Annotated in this window: 12 protein-coding genes; 10 read left to right on the plus strand and 2 right to left on the minus strand. The window is 42.4% G+C overall.

Annotation, left to right across the window (positions count from 1 at the left end):
• The first annotated feature begins 26 nt into the window (after positions 1 to 26).
• From CLV99_RS03355 to CLV99_RS03385, 7 genes are all read left to right on the plus strand, one after another.
• On the plus strand, positions 27 to 3,125 hold the full coding sequence (locus CLV99_RS03355) for a SusC/RagA family TonB-linked outer membrane protein (RefSeq protein ID WP_162850005.1): 3,099 nt from the start codon (positions 27 to 29) through the stop codon (positions 3,123 to 3,125).
• A 43-nt stretch (positions 3,126 to 3,168) separates the two neighbouring features.
• Entirely contained in the window at positions 3,169 to 4,500 is a 1,332-nt protein-coding gene (locus CLV99_RS03360) for a RagB/SusD family nutrient uptake outer membrane protein (RefSeq protein WP_162850006.1), read from the plus strand.
• A 312-nt stretch (positions 4,501 to 4,812) separates the two neighbouring features.
• Positions 4,813 to 5,409 (plus strand): RNA polymerase sigma factor, encoded by a 597-nt coding sequence (locus tag CLV99_RS03365; RefSeq protein ID WP_133583073.1) that lies wholly within the window; start codon positions 4,813 to 4,815, stop codon positions 5,407 to 5,409.
• A gap of 66 nt (positions 5,410 to 5,475) precedes the next feature.
• Entirely contained in the window at positions 5,476 to 6,582 is a 1,107-nt protein-coding gene (locus tag CLV99_RS03370; RefSeq protein WP_133583074.1) for a FecR family protein, read from the plus strand.
• Between the two features lie 291 nt (positions 6,583 to 6,873).
• Positions 6,874 to 10,398, plus strand: coding sequence for a SusC/RagA family TonB-linked outer membrane protein (locus tag CLV99_RS03375; protein WP_162850007.1), 3,525 nt, complete (start codon positions 6,874 to 6,876; stop codon positions 10,396 to 10,398).
• 27 nt (positions 10,399 to 10,425) lie between these two features.
• Complete coding sequence (locus tag CLV99_RS03380; protein WP_133583076.1) at positions 10,426 to 11,787, plus strand: RagB/SusD family nutrient uptake outer membrane protein; 1,362 nt, start codon at positions 10,426 to 10,428, stop codon at positions 11,785 to 11,787.
• A gap of 2 nt (positions 11,788 to 11,789) precedes the next feature.
• On the plus strand, positions 11,790 to 13,007 hold the full coding sequence (locus CLV99_RS03385) for a TlpA family protein disulfide reductase (RefSeq protein WP_133583077.1): 1,218 nt from the start codon (positions 11,790 to 11,792) through the stop codon (positions 13,005 to 13,007).
• A 55-nt stretch (positions 13,008 to 13,062) separates the two neighbouring features.
• Here CLV99_RS03385 and CLV99_RS03390 read toward each other — a convergent pair whose 3' ends face one another.
• Both CLV99_RS03390 and CLV99_RS03395 read right to left on the minus strand, forming a co-directional pair.
• Positions 13,063 to 13,287 carry a hypothetical protein gene (locus tag CLV99_RS03390; protein ID WP_133583078.1) on the minus strand — a complete coding sequence of 75 codons (225 nt, stop codon included), beginning with the start codon at positions 13,285 to 13,287 and terminating at the stop codon, positions 13,063 to 13,065.
• A 31-nt stretch (positions 13,288 to 13,318) separates the two neighbouring features.
• Positions 13,319 to 13,633 (minus strand): hypothetical protein, encoded by a 315-nt coding sequence (locus tag CLV99_RS03395; RefSeq protein ID WP_133583079.1) that lies wholly within the window; start codon positions 13,631 to 13,633, stop codon positions 13,319 to 13,321.
• 372 nt (positions 13,634 to 14,005) lie between these two features.
• Here CLV99_RS03395 and CLV99_RS03400 point away from each other — a divergent pair, with 372 nt between their 5' ends.
• From CLV99_RS03400 to CLV99_RS03410, 3 genes are all read left to right on the plus strand, one after another.
• A complete protein-coding gene (locus CLV99_RS03400) occupies positions 14,006 to 14,614 on the plus strand; it encodes an RNA polymerase sigma-70 factor (protein WP_133583080.1) in 609 nt (202 codons plus the stop codon).
• An 86-nt stretch (positions 14,615 to 14,700) separates the two neighbouring features.
• A complete protein-coding gene (locus tag CLV99_RS03405; protein WP_133583081.1) occupies positions 14,701 to 15,876 on the plus strand; it encodes a FecR family protein in 1,176 nt (391 codons plus the stop codon).
• 129 nt (positions 15,877 to 16,005) lie between these two features.
• A complete protein-coding gene (locus CLV99_RS03410; protein WP_133583082.1) occupies positions 16,006 to 19,626 on the plus strand; it encodes a SusC/RagA family TonB-linked outer membrane protein in 3,621 nt (1,206 codons plus the stop codon).
• Positions 19,627 to 19,630 lie beyond the last annotated feature (4 nt).

A 19,630-nucleotide genomic window follows, 5' to 3' on the forward strand; every position in this document is an offset into this window, starting at 1 on the left:
TAATACTCCCGTTCTTGATAATAACTGTGAGTGGTCAGGAAGGGAGTCCCGTAAGTAAAAGTGAAATTATAGATAATGTAGGTGGAAGGGATACGGTAAAAAACCTTGAATTTAGTGCCATTGGGTACGAGAATAGAACAATAAGAATACAAGACAGTGAAAAGTATTTAACTGTTCAATTGGTACCAAAGGTATATTCGTTAGAAGAAACTACTGTTTCTACAGGCTATCAGATTAAACCGCGCGAACGCGTGACAGGGTCGTTTGAACTTGTTGGGCGCAGTCAGATAGATCGCAGGATCCATCAGAATGTACTGGAACAGCTGAACGGTCGTGTGGCATCGATACGTTTTGATGTACCCAATGTCTCTTCAAACGTGACGCCGAAAATGAATATACGTGGGCGTAATACGATCTTTTCCAACGATCAGCCCTTGTATATATTGGATAATATGGCTTATGATGGCGATATTACCCTGATCAATTCCAATGATATTGAGAGTATTACAGTGTTGAAAGATGCTGCGGCCTCTTCCATTTGGGGGGCGAGGGCTGGGAATGGTGTTGTGGTCATTCGAACCAAAGCAGGAAAAGAAAATGATCGTCCTACAGTCAGTTTCAATAGCTCTTTGGCCTATGCACCAAAGCCAGATCTTTCTCGGTTAAAACGCATATCAAGCTCAGATTTTATTGATTTTGAAACGATGCTGTTCAACAAAGGATACTACGATAGTCAATTGACTCGGCCATATCCAGTCGCACAGACGCCTGTTGTTGAAACATTGGTTCTCCTACGTAATGGACTGATTGATGCCCAGACTGCATCTTCCCGGATAGATAGGTTAAGGACAATAGACGTGCGTGATGATGTCGAAAGGTATCTTTATACCAATAAATTGGTTCAGCAATATGGTATAAATATTAGGGGTGGCAATTCTGCACTCCGCTATTTCCTTTCGGCCAATTATGACCATAACAAGGAGGATAAGGTCAAGAATTCCAATAATCGCTTTTCCATTCGTTCTAATACGAGCTACCAATTGGGTAAAAAGTTGGAATTGACGAGTAATACTGTGTTTAGCCAAAAGACCCTAACCAATTTATATCCATCGACATTAAATGACTTAACAAGTTTCTCGCTGGGATCGGGTAAATTTTTATATCCCTATGCGGAGTTGGCCGCTGAGGATGGTGCTTACTTGTCATTACCCAATGGTCTTCGCGATACATTTAAGGAAAGTGCGATGGAGAAAGGGCTCTTGGATTGGACGTTCACACCTTTGGATGAGATTTATCACAATACAAGCAGTGCTACAAATAAGTCTACCGAGTATTTATTTAATCCTTCGCTGTTGTATCGTCCCATCGAGGGCGTATCTCTTGTTGCCAACTACCAGTATCAAAAACAGGTCGGTAATCAGCAAACGCTACGGGATCGAAATTCATATGATGTACGCAATTTGATCAACCGCTTTGCGCAGGTCAGTGCAACAGGCGTGGTCTCATTCCCAATTCCTGTAGGACATATTTTACAGACCGAGGCAGGTGAGCAAAGGAGCCAGCAGGGGCGGGTACAGGCTAACTTTGAGCGTAGTGTTGCTACAAACCATCATATCGATGCTATGCTGGGGATGGAAGTGCGCGAGAATCGGATTATTGACCATAGTAATATTGCCTATGGTTATGCAGAGCGCGGTCTAGTAAGTGTGCCTGTGGATTATGTGACGCGTTATAAATATTACGATGCAAGCGGGAGTGGGAATATTCCTTATGGTGTAGGTATGACCTCCACGACGACTCGATTCTTCTCGTATTTTGGCAATCTAGCGTATACCTTTAAAGGGAGGTACAGTCTTTCGGGTAGTGCTCGGGTCGATCAATCCAACTTGTTTGGTGTTAAGACGAATAATCGAAAGGTACCGTTATGGTCAATGGGCGGGTTGTGGCATATTCATCAGGAGGACTGGTTCAAAACGGATTGGATAGATAAATTGAGCCTAAGGTCCACGTTTGGCTATAGCGGGAATGTTGGCGATGCGGTTGGAATCACAACCATTACGCTTTCGAATGCTTACCTCACCAATGCCGCACGGGCCGATGTGCAGAATCCGCCCAATGAATCCCTCCGTTGGGAAAAAAATAGACTGCTCAATTTTGGACTGGACTTTGGATTTTTAAAAAATCGACTTTCGGGATCGCTGGAGTATTATGCAAAACGGAATACCGATCTATTGAGCAACAGCGATATCGACCCTACCACAGGGCTGGGAAACCTGTCGGGCAAAAGTGTCTTTCTTGGAAATGTTGCTACTACTACCGGAAATGGTGTGGATTTGACCTTAAATACGGTCAATATCCGGCAACCGAAATTTGCTTGGGAAAGTGCAATAGTCTTTAGTGTCAACCACTCCAAAGTGCAAGAATATTATAGCCAGTCTACAACTGCGCAGAGTTACATCAATTCCAATAATTCCGTAACGCCACTGATTGGGTATCCAGTATATACAGTGTTCGGTTATCAATGGGCGGGATTGGATCCCGAAAATGGAATGCCACGGGGATATCTCGACGGAGAAATTTCTAACGAGTATAGCAAAATAATGAATGCACCTGTCGGGACATTAGCCTATTATGGACCAGCAAAAGCGACGGTGTTTGGTGCTTTGACGAATACATTGCGTTACGGCGATCTTTCACTGACTTTTAATCTTGGCTATCGGTTTGGAAGTTATTTCAAACGCTCAAGTATATCTTATGCTATGATGGCAACAAGTTGGGCGGGGCATGCTGACTATGCCGATCGATGGCAGCAATCTGGTGATGAGAAAAGGACGGATGTACCTGCACTGGTCTATCCATTCAATGGAAATGCGACTTCTTTCTATATCGGTAGCTCGGCGTTGGTGGAGAAAGCAGATTATATTGCATTGCATGATGTTTATCTAGACTACAGCGTCCGACCTGAACTCCTAAAAAGATATGGCATAAAGTCGCTCGTGTTGAAGGGCTATGTGTCAAATCTGGGGTACTTATGGCTAGCCAATTCAAGAGGCTTGGATCCCTTTTATGAGAATACGGTCAGACCTCAAAAAAGCTTTACCCTGGGGCTAAATCTAACTTTTTAACTTAATTAGAACAATGAAAAAATATCATATTAAATGCCAGATCATGCTAATCTTTTTGCTTGTAGCATTGGTGGGCTGTAGCAAAGGTTTCTTTGAAGAAATCAATAATAACGGGCTTGTTGTTCCTGAAACAATAGAAGATATGCAGGCTTTAATGGATAATACCGTGGTGATGAATGGTGCAACAGTAAGCGGCGGTGCACCGCTGCCTATGCTAGGAGAGTCGTCTACCGATGATTTTTATTTTCCCGATGACCGGGTGAACAGATTTCAACAGGTATTAAGAGACTTGTATCTTTGGACACCTGAATATATGGATGACGAACAGACAGTACTGAACTGGATGTTGCCCTATAAGACAGTCATGTATAGCAATATAGTATTGGATAATCTTAAGAAAATTGTCCCGCAGCATACAGTAGCGGCCAATAATGTCGAGGGAACCGCTCTTTTCTTTCGTGCCTACATATATTTTCATCTCGCGCAGATTTATGCTGTACCGTATGGCCCGAATGCAGTATCTGATCTGGGACTGCCCATACGTATGACAAGTGATATCAGTTTACCTTTTACACGGCCTAGTTTAGCAGAAACGTACAAAATGATCATTGAGGATGTGGAAAAAGCATCGGAACTATTGCCTAATATTCCGCTATACAAAACGAGGCCATCAAAGGCGGCTGCATATGCTTTATTGGCAAAGATACATCTGGTGATGGGAGCGTACGAAAAGGCAGGGGCGAATGCACGCAGATCAATAGCATTGAATAATAAAATATTGGACTTTAATGCGGTCGATAAGAAAGTGGAATATCCGATGCCGGTGCTAAATGATGAAGTTATTTTTCACATCAACATGATCAACAGCGTTGTCAATTGGGAGGGGATTGTTAGTGAAGATCTTTATGGATTATATCAGGATAACGATCTCCGAAAGCAATTATACTTTTCGCCAAAGGGAGCTTTTATTGGAAGCTATAGTGCTGGGACTGGGCTATTCGGTGGTTTGACTACCGCGGAAAATCTATTGATCGATGCAGAATGTAGTGCGAGAGAAGGTGACTATGTACAGGCACGGCAGAGTTTGGAAAGATTGCGGATGAATCGGTTTGTAAAAGATCAATATAAAACACTGGACATAGCGGACAATCAGCTGCTGTCAGAAATTATAAGTGAAAGGAGGCGGGAACTCGTGCTAAGGGGCGTCACCTGGTCTGATCTGAGAAGGTTAAATCAAGATCCTAAATATGCCCGGACGATGTATCGTGATTTTGGCGGTAAGAGGTATGAACTTAAACCCATAAGCTCCTGTTACACATTTCTGATCCCAACAGAAACACAATATCCTACGGGTACTCCGCAGAATAAACGATAGTGACAATCATTGTTGTGCTAGCAAATGTTATATAAACTTATTCTTAATTAAGATTTGTTTTAACTGCAAGTTGTTTGCTTCACGCAAATCCCACCCCGGCTCAGTCGGGGTGTTTTTTTGCCTCCTCTATAACATCTCTTCCCCTCATCCGTCTCACCTATAATTGGAGACCCATAGTGTTTCTTTTTTGAATGGTTTTAAAAGAAAGTCATACAGGTGATCGTTGTGCATGACTTAGGTCAGTCCTTATAACTTTAACATATAAACTGTTTATATTCGGGTTTTATTAGTCTACTGTGTGCCTAATTGGTTATGAAGTCAATATATCATACATATTCAGATTTAGAGTTATCCGCGCTACTGCCTACAGATGACCGGGCATTCGCGGAGGTATATGACCGCTATTTTGGGATTATTTATCTTTTTGTACGAAAGATGTTGCAGGATGAAGATCTGGCAGAAGATATGACCCAACAAATATTTCTCGCATTGTACGAGAACCGTACGTCTTCTGCTATCCGTTCATTGCGGGCCTACCTCTATCAGAGTGCACGCTATGCGCTAATCGATCATGGTAGACGTCAAAAGTCGGTTTCGAATTATAGGAAAGGCTTACAAGAGTACGTCGAAAAAGGCGAGTGGTCGACCGAAGAAACAATTATTCAACGAGATCTCGAACGACAGATCGAAAAGGAAATACAAAACCTTCCCGAAAAGATGCGTGCCGTATTTGAACTGAGCCGCAAGCATTACTTAAGCAATAAAGATATTGCCGCCACCCTGGGGCTCTCCGAGGGAACCGTCAGGCAGCAGATCCATAATGCCATCGTACGGCTTCGCGCAGGGATTTCCTGCTTTCTGGCATTAGCAGTCATGGCGTCCTTGCTTTGGATCAATCGCTTTTTTTAGGACATACCTATAACATCTAACGGCTTGGTACGACTACAAATATGAAGCAACAGAGATACTATTAAGATGGAAAGAAAGGACGATACATACGACAAATTGGTCGAAAGATACCTGAGGGGAGAAGCCACGGAAGAAGAGGCTAAGCTGGTGAATAGTTATTTTAATCAGTTAGCGGAGGGACAGGCTGACTTCGGAAAGCCGAAAGATATAGTCCAACGTAAGAATAGGGTATGGCGTCATATTGCCCCACCTTCACTACGCCCTGTGCGGCTTATTAGGAACCGTTTCCGTGCTTTTGCTGCTGTCGCCGCTGCTGCGGTCATAGCGGGTGTGTGGCTGTTCTATTTTTCTGTCCCCAGAGAAAAAGAAGTAAGCACCATAGTCACTCGCGAAGATATCGCTCCTGGAGGACTCGGTGCTACATTGACTATGGCGGATGGACGTCAGCAGATCTTGGATACGACAAAAGATGGCGTAATAATCGGAACCGCACTCACCTATGAAGATGGTAGCCCGGTCTTGGGGAAGGACGCAATGCTTGGGACGGGTGCGGAGCAGCTCACAGCTTCAACAGGAAGAGGACAAGTATATAGCTTCACTTTGCCGGACGGTACCAAAGTATGGCTCAATGCGGATTCCAAGCTTTCTTTCCCGTCGAGATTTGGAGATAAGGAGCGCAAAGTTAGACTCGAAGGGGAGGGTTTTTTCGTGGTGAAGCATGACGATAGCAAACATTTTTTTGTGGAGAGCAAAGGGCAGGTGGTGGAAGATCTGGGTACTTCGTTTAACATCCAGAGCTACCCCGAAGATCTTGCGCAAAGGACTACCTTAGTAGAGGGAGCTGCCAAGGTGAATGAGACGCTACTCCGACCAGGGCAACAGGCATTACATCAGGCGCATAAACCGATAAGGGTGGTAGAAGCGGATATCGACCAGGTGCTGGCCTGGCAGCAGGGGAATTTCGTGTTCCGCGGGGAGACGCTGGAGGAGGTTTTCCGTACAGTCGCCCGTTGGTATGACGTAGAAGTCCTGTTCAAGAGAGAGGAGACCAAGTACATTACCGTGGGAGGTACAGTATCGAGGTCAAGGTCTATTCGCGCGGTGCTGGATCTGATGGAGCGCACAGGCAAGGTGAAATGTGAAATACAGGGAAAACAAGTTACCGTGCAGTAAGCCTTGGGCGCTGAAGGGCAACGATTATATAGTACTAACTTAATCATAAACCAAACATGAAGATACGATTACCCCTAAAATTATAAAAGCTAAGTGAGGTGGTGGAAAAGGGAAGCCGGAAGTGTTGGAAGCACAACCGGCCGAAGTTTGAGCCAACCTATCCCGTATGACGGGAAAAACAATTTGCGATCATTAATCAGTAATAACTCAAACCGAAGTAAAAGTATGCAAATATTAGCTTTAAACAAAGCGGTATGCCGGTGGCGTATACCGCTAAAACTACTGTTCATTATGAAATTAATCCTAGTAATGATGACAGCGCTGTTGGTCCATGTACAGGCAAATGTCATGGGACAGCGTATCAGCCTGAATGAGAAGAAAGCATCCCTCCAGAAAGTAATGGACAAGATCAGTAAGCAGACGGGGTACGATTTTCTGGTGTTGGACTATAGGCTCATCGCTGATGTCAAGGATATCACTATACAGGTGCAGAAGAAACCCTTAAAAGAAGCCCTGGATCAATTGCTTGGCACAAGGAACCTCCGGTATAGTATTGAAGATAATTCCATCGTCATTCGGGAAGGTGCGATAGCTCCTGTTGTGCAGGAATCACCCATAAAGTTATCCGATCTACAGGAGTATTCGCTACAAGGTGCTATTGTATCGTTGATTGATGGTAAACCAATAGCGGGTGTATCGGTCGCCATAGCTGATGAAAAGGGGCGAGCATCCACCAAAAGTGATGGTTCTTTCTCCGTGCCAGTAACTACTTCGGCAGGAACCGTGAAGTTTAGCCATGTGGGTTATAAGCCTTTAGCGTTACCTTACTCCGTTGGAGTATCGTTGATAGTAAAATTGATACCGCTGGAGAATCAATTGGAAGAGGTAGAGGTGGTCTCTACAGGATACCAAAAGATTCCCAAAGAACGCGCAACGGGAAGTTTTGAGTTGATTGATAACAAGCTGCTCAATCAAAGGATAAGTACCGATTTTTTGGATAGACTGGAGAATGCTAGTGTTAGTACTACTTTTTCAAAAGATAATGAATGGGCGGATAGATCTTATTATTCAAATACTGCTCCTCGTTTTGATATTAGAGGCCGTTCTGTTGTCTCTGGTAATGGCCAGCCAACAATAGTTGTAGACAATGTTGTATATGAAGGGGATATCCGCAATATTAATCCGAATGATATCGAAAATATATCTATTCTTAAGGATGCAGTCGCTTCATCAATATGGGGTACGAAGGCAGGATCTGGAGTGATTGTGATCACTACAAAAAAAGGGTCTTATAATCAGAAGGCAAAATGGGATTTTAGCACTAATATAACTGTTGCGGACAGGCCTAATCTTTTTGCCCTTCCTCAGATGTCAAACAGTGACTTTATTGAGCTAGAGACTTTTTTGTTTGACAAAGGCTATTATAATTCAGCGCTCAAAAACAGAACAAGCTATCCGACAATAAGTCCGATAGTTGATTTGTTGGATAGTTTACGAAATGGCACACTTACCTATGATTATGTACAGAACAAGGTAGCTTTATTAAAGACGTACGATCTTCGAAAAGATTATGAAAAATATGTATACCGTAATGCTGTAAACCAACAGGCATCACTGAATGTGTCTGGTGGTGGTAAAGATCTAAATTATATAGTAAGTGTGGGGACGGATAACAACAGCAATCAATTGGTTACCTCCAAGTATAAAAGGAATACCCTAAGGACAGCTCTCAATTTTAAGCCAACGGATCGCATGGAAGTCTCTACCGATTTTTCCTATACCAACGCACTGGCGAAGAATAATAGTGTTAATTCGCCTATGGCCTACGGTACCGAAAATGCTGGTAGTGGAAGCTTAAGTTGGCCTTATCAAAGATTGGTAGATGCGAAAGGTAATCCCATAGCTGTTGATTATGTACCCTACAGAGCATCATTTAGAGATACGGCCGGAAATGGATATTTACAAAATTGGGAATATATTCCACTCGCCGAGTTGGATCAATCGGCAAATAATACGAAAGTACAGGACGTATTGATCAATGTAGCCATAAACTATAAATTGGCGAAAGGCATCGCGGGTACAGTAGCTTATTCCTATCAGAATAGTCGACAGGACATAGAAGATTGGACCGGACTAGGGGCGTTTTTTACGCGCAATAGTATTAATAGTGTAACTCAGTGGAATGACAAAGGTGTCATTTCTACCCCTATTCCTGTAGGTGATATGTTGTTCAATGGTTTTAAGAGAAGTGTCAGCAATATGGGGCGTATTATTCTCCAATATGATAGGCCATGGTTCAGTAATCCAGATTTCAATGTTTCGGGCCTGCTCGGGGCGGAGATAAAGCAGATTCGAACTGATGAAAATGGGGCCAAGTTGTTTGGATTTAACCGAGACAACTATAGTTATCAACGTGTAAACTATAATGTGACGATGCCTTTGCTGAATCGGAAGACAGGAGGGATACAGCTTGAAGATAATGTCGTTTTGGATGCGTTGACAAACCGATATATATCAGTTTACGGAAATATTAATCTATCATACAAAAACAGATACATAATTACAGGCAGTGCGCGCCAAGACGCGTCAAATCTATTTGGTGTAAGAGCCAACAATAGATGGAGTCCATTATGGTCTGCCGGTATTTCTTGGTTATTGCATGAGGAGAACTTTATGCAGGATCTAGCTATCCCATTATTGAAACTTAGGGCAACCTATGGATTTTCTGGTAGGGCACAGACTTCATACAGCCCACTTCCTATTATCTACTATCAGGGGAATGATTACCTGACAGGCTATCCCTATGCTGACATTACTTCGCCTTCCAATCAGAACTTAGGTTGGGAACGTATCAAGACCATCAATCTTGCTGCAGATATTGGATTGTTTAACAATCGCTTGAACGCCACGTTCGAATGGTACCGCAAGCACTCAATGGACCTCATATCATCAACCCCACTTGACCCGAGTACAGGGTATGAAACGATGGTCATGAATGGCGGCTACCTATTGGCGAAAGGCTTTGATATTCAAATCAGAACAGCGAATATCCAAAATTTATCTTTTAGATGGAATACCTCATTATTACTAAATAAAAACAGAAACGTCGTCAAAGAATATCATTATATATGGCCTCGCGCTAGTGATTATGTTCTCAACTCGGGGAGCGCCGGATCAAATTTTCTTAAAGGATATGATGTAGGTGCGGTATTTGCCTATGGCTCGAAAGGACTTGATAGTGAGGGTGATCCCGTGGGTTATTTAAATGGTGAAGAGAGTAAGGATTATTTGAATATAAGACTGCAGAGTACAAAAGATGATCTGCGCTATTTTGGTACTGGCATACCGGTTTGGAATGGATCCCTTCGAAATGAGTTTAGTTTTGGTCGGTTCTCCCTGTCTTTCAATATCCAGACCCGTTTAGGATTCTACTTTTTCAGGAGTTCATTTAACCAACAAAGTTTTGCGCAGCGCAGATATGGACACAAGGATTACGCCGAGCGCTGGCAAAATCCCGGAGATGAACTATTTACCAATGTGCCTGCGATTCGGTATCCGATAAATAGTTACCGCGAAGATTTTTACAACAAATCGGAAGTGCTTGTCGTAAAGGGTGATAACATTAGACTACAGGATGCGACAATAAACTATACATTCAAAAAGGTGCCATATTTCAGTCAATTGGCAATAATGGGATATGCTAAGAATCTAAATCTGATACTGTGGCGGGCCAACAAATTTGGCATTGATCCCGAATACAGGGATGCGGTTCCTTATCCTATGTCCTTTTCACTTGGCGTGAGAGGTAGTTTTTAACATCGCTCAAACTAAAAAAATATAATCATGCATAGATATAAATATATTATACTCCTGATTGCCTGTACAGCAGTATCGCTGTGTGGTTGCAATAAATTTCTTGAAGAAAAACCGGACAAAAAGATGTCTGTACCTGTAACTCTTGCGGACTGTGAAGCGCTTCTCGATAATCAAAGTATTATGAATTCACTATATCCTGTCGCAGGAGAGGTTGCTATAGATGACTATTTTCTGTCTGCTACGGATTATAATGCAGTTACCGACAATGTCCAAAAGGAAAACTACCGCTGGCTTTCAACAGTGGATGTTGGGTTAACACAGTGGCGGGATCCATACAGGGTTGTGCTTTTTGCCAATCAGGTAATGCAGGTGCTGAAAAATATAGACCGCAATATCGATCCCTCAAGGTATGATCGTCTTTTGGGGCAGGCTCACTTCTTTAGGGGCTATGCATTGTTTCAGGTAGCGCTGGTATTTGCATTGCCCTATGTGAAAAATGAAGCAATCCAAACACCTGGCGTGGTAATACGCACTACACCCAATGTTGACGAATTATCGGTTCGCTCTGATCTCGCCCGCTCATTAAACAGTATCGCCACAGATCTACAGGAGGCTATACGTTTGTTGCCAGAAAAATCCCTATTGGTTACACGTCCTAGTAGAGAGGCAGCGATGGCTGCTTTGGTGCGCGTAAAACTGTATATGGGATCGTTTGAAGATGTTGTTTATTATGGTAAACAGGCACTTGCTATAGATGCCACATTGATCGATTACAACTCATTATCTTCCACGACAGCATTGCCGTTTCAGCAATTTAATAAAGAGGTATTATTTCATGCGACAACATCACCAAGTGCGGTGCTAAATCCAGTGATTGCTTCAGTGGATACAGCTCTAATTGCTCAGTATCAGCCCAATGATAAGCGATTTGGGGTTTATTTTACCAAGCGCGCAAACGGAACGTTTTCTTTCAAAGGGAGATATGACGCAAATAACAATAGTGTTTCCTTTTCGGGCATAGCGAGAGATGAGGTGTATCTTTCTATTGCAGAGGCATTGGTGCGTATTGGAAAGTTGGAGGAAGGCATTGGTTATCTCAATCAGCTTTTAATTACTCGGTGGTCGACCGATAAATTTGTACCTATACCACTCTTAGATAAGGATAAAGCACTAGATCTGATTCTTCTTGAGCGGAGAAAATCTTTAATGTTCAGAAATCTAAGATGGATGGACTTAAAGCGATTAAGTACAGAAGACAGATATGCAAAATCATTGACCCGGGAGTTGAACGGACAGATGTATAGGCTTGAAAAGAATGATGTGCGCTATGCTTTCTTAATTCCGGATGTCGTTATCAAAAATAGTTCCCTTTCACAAAACAAAAGATAAATATGAACAAGCTAATAAAAACACTTTACTACACATTAATGTTGATCACCGTCAATATGCAGATGGGGTATGCGCAAACGGGCAAATCTGACAATAAAAAACTTGCTATAGGTGATGCTATCCCAAATATCAGCATTACTAATTTTCTAGAGCAGCCTAATGATGAATTTTATATTGAGCCTAATTCTGACAAGCTGTTGCTGATTGACTTTTTTACAACATATTGCGCGACTTGCATAGCATCTTTCCCTAAATTAAATAATCTTAAAACAGAATTTGATGGTAAAATTGATGTATTGATGGTCTCTCCAGAGAAACGGGACAGGCTGTCCTCGTTTATGGGCAATAATAATTATACCAAAGGAAACAAACTGCCTGTCGTAGTACAGGACACGTTATTGTCCAATTATTTCCCATTTAAATCGGTGCCGCATATTGCTTGGATTTATAGAGGGAAGCTTATTGCCGTAACAGGGGCGGATATGGTAAATAAAGAAAATTTAAGCCATGTACTGGGTAATGGATCTGTTGCGAGCTGGCCACTAAAAGATGATTATTACGAAATTAATTCAATGGCTGTGAATACTACAGGGGTTTATTCAAGTGTTTCCGGGTATGTCAATGGAATTCCCTTGAGTTATCATGTCGACACTGTGGCTGCACGATATGTAACTAATAGAATGGTAAATGTTCCGATTATTCAGGCTTACTTATATGCCTATTCAAAAATGCGACAATTGCCATTTATGAAAGATGATCGTATAATATTAGCTGTTAAAGATAAAAATCGATTTGTAAATTCCATTGACCAACCCAATAGCCTTTGGATGCAGGATAATGCAATAACTTATGAATCAGTACTACCAATAGATTGGGCTATAGAAGAGCGGATGCAATCAATAATCAAAGACCTAAATAATAAGTTGAGAGTCAATATTTATCTAACCAAGCAAGAGAAAATAGTCTGGATAATCAAAGACGGTAAAACAAGAAAAAATTATGTGGAAAGTAGTAATGGTCAGCCAGTCGATATCATGGCTACTCTATTGGATATTGCAGATAGATCTATACCTCCGATCATTAATGAAGCAAAAACCAAAAGAAAGGTAAATATAAAATTTGATAAAGATTTTGGGACATTGCGCAACTCCTTCCAAGCAGAAGGACTAGACTTGCGACAGGAGAAAAGGTTGATTGATGTATTGGTAATTGAAGATTAAATAACAAAGGCCGATCTTAATCGATCGGCCTATTTACAAATCTAGATCGACTAGATTATTGTTTCAACTTTATATTAGCAGATTCGGTACGCGTATTCAATGCAGTTACCATTTCACCTAAGACAGTTGTGTTTAACACAGGATGTCCAGTTCCATCGTCGGCAGCATTGATTCTACAGATATCCTGATCGCCACCACAATTGGGTAGTGGAGTAGGTGCTGGAGAATATTGCGATGAATCAGCAGGAAAGTTCGGATCGTTTAATGTAAACCATGCCATTTTTACCTCCTTATTCTAGATCATAATTTATTTAATTGGTCACATCGCACTTTGCAGTTTGATGGCCCCCGGCTTTCGCATGGAAAGCTTGATGGTACTGGCGGGGACTCCTTATTTGCCAGACCAATATTTTCGGCACCCACCCATGGGGGAAGAGCGCAAACTTACGTCTATACCTTGTCAGCGCAGACTCTTTGCGTACTCTTTTTCCGATCACAAACAAATACAGCTTGGTAAAATCCTGTCCCCATTGGGAATTGCCAACCTCAGAATAACGAAGTATTAGCATAGCAGTATGGATTGACCGTACGATTTGTTTTGCGATATATTTAAAGTAACTCTTCATTTTCCTTTTGTAATTGTCTAGCTTATTACAACAATTGTAACTGTTGCCTACAGTGTGATACGCTGGTCAAACTGGGAGCTGGTAATAATTTTGATTGTCAATCTGCTAACAGTGACTCCATTTAGTTCACTGTTGAACCTAGTCATCTTTTGTCCTGTATTTTGCTTTTATTAAGATAGCATGCCGCGGTACTCAGCAATTCTTTTGTACTGAGCTCTACAACTGGAACTTCCAAAATAAAATCATCACTGAGCAGATGAAAGTATATTTTCAAGTGTACTAGCAGAAAGGAGGATGGTATACTTGGAAAATTATGATGTGCATCGTTAATAGCTTTGGACAAGCATTTTTGTATATTTAACAGAACTAACGATGTACAACCTACAGATGGATCATAGGGATGAAGTAGATCTGCTGATTGCATTGCAATCGAGCAGCCAGGCTGCATTTGCCCAGATCTATCGCCTATATAGCGCACGGATATACCTCAATATCTTGAAGATGGTTAAATCGGAGGATGAAGCACAGGAGCTTCTGCAGGATGTGTTTTTAAAGGTTTGGTCCAAGCGACATCTCATTGAGCCAGAACAATCCTTCCGATCGTATCTTTTCCAGATTGCTAAGTATACCGTCTATAATTTTATCCGAAAGAACAAGCTGGAGAAACAGGTGCAGCATTATATGCGACAACAGATAGAGGAAGGCTATACACATGTAGAAGAAGACTTGTCTTATCGGGAAAAGGAATTGTGGTATGCCGAAACCATAGAACAACTCCCTCCGCAAAGAAGGCAGATCTATAAACTCTGCAAGATTCATGGAAAAAGCTACGCTGAGGTGAGCGAGCTTTTGGGAATATCGACCTCAACGGTCAATGATCATATCGTAAAAGCGACCAAGTTTATCAAGGATCGGTACCTAAACCGGGATGCAACGCTATTTGTGGCTGTCGCTTATCTTTTCTTAAACCAGCTGAAATAAGCTAATATCGGCGAAGAATCTTTTTATTTTCAGTTAGAGCAGATGGGTGACTTGTTTCATGTGTATTAGCTAGAAAGCGGAATACATTGAAACAGGAAAAAACAATTCGGGATACCTTTGTGAAGTACATCAAAGGACAGCTTAGCGAGGCTGAAGCGAGGTCTTTTCTAGAGCATATCCAATCAGGAAAGGATAGTGAAATTGCACAGGAACTTATTCGTGAAACACTCGACGAAGATCTAGAACCATCGGCTTTGGATCAAGCAGGGCTTCATGATAGGCTTGATGAATCTTTATTGAAACTGCAACAGCGAATGGACGAAGGGGCAGTCAGGAAATTGATGATACGGAAGTGGCTTGTGGGGGTTGCAGCTGTATTAGTCTGTCTTGTAGCTGCGGGTATACTGTGGTATATCCCGAGAAGGAGCTCCAATGAAACGTTGGTTGCGGCACCAAATGAGATTATCCCCGGGCAACAGACTGCTACGTTGACGCTGGCTGATGGCAGAAAAATAAAGCTAGCCGAAGTGAAGGAGGGTGTACTGATAGATGAGCTGGGCGTACGTATCTCCAAAGATGCTGATGGCCAATTGGTTTATGAGGTATCCGATAATACAACCGCGGAGGATGGTTATAATACGCTGATTACTGCAAACGGTGAAACCTATAAGGTACGGCTACCGGATGGTACTCAGGTTTGGTTGAATGCAGCATCTTCTATTCGATATGCGACCAATTTTTCGGGCCAGCTTTTCCGTAGCGTAGAGTTGAAGGGCGAAGCCTATTTTGATGTGACTAAAAACGCTAAACTTCCATTTGTCGTACATTCCAAAGGACAGGATATAAAGGTACTTGGCACCCGGTTTAATGTCAACTGCTATGCCGATGAAGTGATCGTACGTACGACCCTTTTAGAGGGAGCTGTCTCAATTAATAGCGCTCAAGGTAATGTTACGCTCAGCCCCGGACAACAAGCCGAATTGCCGTCTGTTGGGAATCTGTTGGTCCGTAAGGTTGATACCAATGCGACCATCGCCTGGATTAATAACGAATTTACATTTGAAGGCGATGATATCGAGGCTGTAATGCGTAAGATAGCCCGATGGTATGATGTTAAAGTTGTCTATCAAGGTCCGAAAAGTCCGGAAAAATTTGGGGGAGAATTATCGCGGTTTAAATCGGTCCATCAGGTCTTAAAGTTGTTGGAAAGAACTGGGGCGGTGAAATTCAGGATAGAAGGGAAGACCATTTATGTCCAATAATACTTAACTAATATATACAGGAATATGACTAGAAATATACGAGGCAGCTAATACCTATCTATGAAAATAAAACAACCAGGTTCAACGAAGAACCTGGTTGTTGTTCGGAAATTATTTTACTAACCATTCATGCAAGACGCTTTAGTTTTTCGACGACAGCAGCGTAATGCAGACCAAACTTTACAAATGTATCGAAATTTTATCAGAAACATCGGTATAGACGATGCGTTATACCGCAGTATCAAGCTTATTATGAGATTGACAACCATTTTACTATGGGTTACGTTCATGCAAGTCAGTGCAAGCAGTTTTGGACAGAAGGTGACGTTGCGGTATAGCAACAGTTCGCTTAAGTCGGTATTAAAGGAACTTAAAGCACAGACCGGGTACAATTTTCTATATACAGAGCGCTTACTCCAGCAGGCAAATCCGGTATTTATAAGGGTGGAAAGCAGAGAATTGGGCGAAGTACTCGATCAGCTTTTTATGCATCAACCGCTGACCTACGATTTGGACAGCAGGACTATCGTTATTCGGCAAAAGTCCGTTGAGGAGAATTCTCCAATTGAAATTGATAAGGCAAAGATTCAGATTGAACAGCAACAACCCATCCGTGGACGTGTCACCAATGAAAGAAGCGAAGCGTTGGTTGGCGCATCGATTTATGTATTGGATGCACAGGGGCGGCGTACCGCAGTCCAGACCAAGACCGATGATCAGGGTTATTTTGAGCTGCCGCCGGATCGGGTCGGTGCCAAGCTGGAAGTAGGATATCTGGGCTATACGGCGCAAAAGCTTACTGCACGATCCGATATGGACGTGATTTCTTTGAAGCCTTTCTCGGCGGAGGTGGATGAGGTGGAGGTGGTCTCTACCGGCTACCAAAAGATTCCCAAAGAGCGGGCAACAGGAAGCTTCGAGTTTGTGGACAACAAGCTGCTCAATCGAAAGGTTTCCACTGATTTTATCAGTAGGCTAGAGGATGTGGTGCCTAGTATTACCACAATGAAGACTTACCAGCCTGCTAGAGGGAAACTGCTTAATTTTAATATCCGTGGTCAAAGTACTTTACGTTCTAACGTATGGCCATTGATTGTACTGGATGGAATGCCTTATCAGGGAGATTTTAACAACATCAACCCCAATGATATCGAAAATGTCACCTTATTGAAGGATGCTGCGGCCTCATCGATATGGGGAGCGCAATCAGGTAATGGTGTCATCGTCATTACAACCAAGAAAGGGAAATTTGGTAAACCGATCCAACTGTCGTTTAATAGTAACATCACTGTAGGGGCAAGGCCAGATCTTTACTATCAGCCTCAGATGAGTTCGGCAGATTTTATTGAAGCCGAGCGTTACTTTTTCGATAAGGGCGGCTATGATTTCAAGTTTGAGGATATCTTTAATCGCTTGTCTCCGGTATTGTTGCTATTGAAGGAAAATCGGGACGGAACTTTATCAGATGTGGATCTGGAAACTAAATTGAATGAGCTCAAAAAAATAGATTCCCGCGATGATTTTAGCAAGTACGTTTACCGCAAAGCGGTCAAACAGCAGTATAATATTCAACTGTCTGCAGGTTCGGACAAAATGTCCAATTTGTTTTCCGTAGGCTATGATCGCAACCTGAATAACGTCGTTACCTCGAGTTATGATCGGCTCAATCTGCGAAACAATTTCCGTGTTAATCCCCTTAAAAACCTATCGTTTGGGCTTGATATCATGTATATCGAGGGGCGAAATAAAGAGTTTGGTTATAGCAACCAAAATCAGTATAACATGATGTTTGGCGGTAATTACCCTTATACAAGACTAGCGGATGATCGAGGGAATCCTGTAGAGGTGATCGGAAATGGCCCACTCCCTATCTATCAGGATACTGCAGGTAACGGAAGACTGTTTAGCTGGAAGTATTTCCCCCTGAAAGAACTTGACCAGAGTTCGGAGATCACAAGTTCACGCGAGAATGTATTTAACCTTGACGGTAAATGGGAGATGATGCCTGGGCTAAATCTATCCGCAATATACAATTACAGACGATCATTGACAAAAACGGAAAACTGGCAAGGCGCAGATTCTTATTATATGCGGCAGCTATTGAATGGTTATGCCGTGTATTATGACAATACAATAAAATGGAATATTCCACTTGGCGATAAGATGACTTTCTTCAATCAGGAAGGAGTAGCGCATCAGGGAAGGGTGCAGCTGTCTTATGATCATAAGTGGAAAGATAAACACGATCTGCATAGCATAGCGGGTTATGAAATCAGGCAGAATACTGCTTCACAGAACTCGGCTCTCTATTATGGTTATGATAAGAATCGCCTGACTTATATGCCTGTAGACTATGTAAATCAATTGCCTTTTGCAAATGGTTACTTGGGCACAAATCGGATTTGGGGCGAGATGCCTTTGCTTGGTACAACGAATAGGTTTACATCGTATTTTGCAAATGCGTCGTATGCCTATGATGGCAAGTATATCCTGAGTGCCAGCGCCCGTAAAGATGCCTCTAATCTCTTTGGCGTAAAGTCAAATAACAGAGGGAAACCTTTTTGGTCCGTGGGTGCTGCATGGGTACTGACAAATGAAGGCTTTTTAAAAGACCATCCCGTTTTTTCTTCGCTAAAACTGCGGGCAACCTACGGTTTTAATGGTAATGTGAATAATACCACAGCAGCATTCCCAATTATGACCATCCAAAGTCAGGTGCATGGTATTACGGGATTGCCTTATGCGCAGATTATGTCGCCGCCCAATCCGTCGCTTCGTTGGGAAACGGTGGGTATGCTCAACTTGGGACTTGACTTTGCGCTATTGAACAGCCGTATTTCGGGGACATTGGAGTATTTCAGAAAAACACCACGCGATCTAGTGTCAACGACAAAATTGGATCCGACTACCGGATTCTCAAGTATGAACATGAATAGTGCTGACATTTTGGGAAAAGGCCTAGACCTTTCCATTCAGAGTAGAAATGTGGTCAATCGCTTATTCAGCTGGACAACAAATCTAATTTTCTCATACAACCGTAATACGATCACCAAATCGTACCTGAGTAACACCAAAGGTCTGAATTATATCTCGGGGCCACAGACCAATTTTCGTACGCCTGTAGTAGATGCAGATTTATTTGGGCAGTATACCTTTAAGTGGGCAGGATTAGACCCCCAAACTGGAGAACCCCGTGGCTACGTGAATGGCGAAATCTCAAAGGATTACCCGACAATATACAATGGTACACAGGTGGCCGATCTGGATTATTGGGGATCGACAGTGCCGGTGTATTTTGGAGCATTCAGAAATACATTTATGTACAAAAATTGGGAAGCTTCATTTAACATCAGTTACCAGCTGGGCCATGTGTTTTTGAGAAACTCCTTTAACAATTCCATGTTTTGGGATTACGAAACGGGGCACAGTGACTATGCACTTCGTTGGCAAAAGCCGGGTGATGAAAATTGGACTGACGTACCGGCTCTTTCTTATCCAGTTAATAGCGGATCCATGTTTTATAGCCTCTCTTCTGCGCTGGTGGAAAAAGCTGATCAGATCAAACTCCGCGATTTTCAACTCGCCTATAGGATCAATAGTAGCAAAGTGATTAAAAATCCGCAGCTCTATCTCTATATGCAAAATCTTGGAACGCTATGGCGGGCAAATAATTGGGGTATCGATCCTGAATTTGGTAAAAATAGTCCCGATCCATTTAGTGTTTCCCTAGGGATTAACTTTTCACTTTAAAGCC

The sequence above is a fragment of the Sphingobacterium yanglingense genome (genome assembly GCF_004363245.1).
In the GTDB taxonomy this organism is placed as follows: Bacteria; Bacteroidota; Bacteroidia; order Sphingobacteriales; family Sphingobacteriaceae; genus Sphingobacterium; species Sphingobacterium yanglingense.

Bases quoted from the DNA above. Each gene is read 5' to 3' on its own strand.
- CLV99_RS03360 (WP_162850006.1), top strand. From the start codon at position 3,169: ATGCTAATCTTTTTGCTTGTAGCATTGGTGGGCTGTAGCAAAGGTTTC.
- CLV99_RS03365 (WP_133583073.1), top strand. From the start codon at position 4,813: ATGAAGTCAATATATCATACATATTCAGATTTAGAGTTATCCGCGCTA.
- CLV99_RS03370 (WP_133583074.1), top strand. From the start codon at position 5,476: ATGGAAAGAAAGGACGATACATACGACAAATTGGTCGAAAGATACCTG.
- CLV99_RS03375 (WP_162850007.1), top strand. From the start codon at position 6,874: ATGAAATTAATCCTAGTAATGATGACAGCGCTGTTGGTCCATGTACAG.
- CLV99_RS03380 (WP_133583076.1), top strand. From the start codon at position 10,426: ATGCATAGATATAAATATATTATACTCCTGATTGCCTGTACAGCAGTA.
- CLV99_RS03385 (WP_133583077.1), top strand. From the start codon at position 11,790: ATGAACAAGCTAATAAAAACACTTTACTACACATTAATGTTGATCACC.
- CLV99_RS03390 (WP_133583078.1), bottom strand. From the start codon at position 13,287: ATGGCATGGTTTACATTAAACGATCCGAACTTTCCTGCTGATTCATCG.
- CLV99_RS03395 (WP_133583079.1), bottom strand. From the start codon at position 13,633: ATGAAGAGTTACTTTAAATATATCGCAAAACAAATCGTACGGTCAATC.
- CLV99_RS03400 (WP_133583080.1), top strand. From the start codon at position 14,006: ATGTACAACCTACAGATGGATCATAGGGATGAAGTAGATCTGCTGATT.
- CLV99_RS03410 (WP_133583082.1), top strand. From the start codon at position 16,006: ATGCAAGACGCTTTAGTTTTTCGACGACAGCAGCGTAATGCAGACCAA.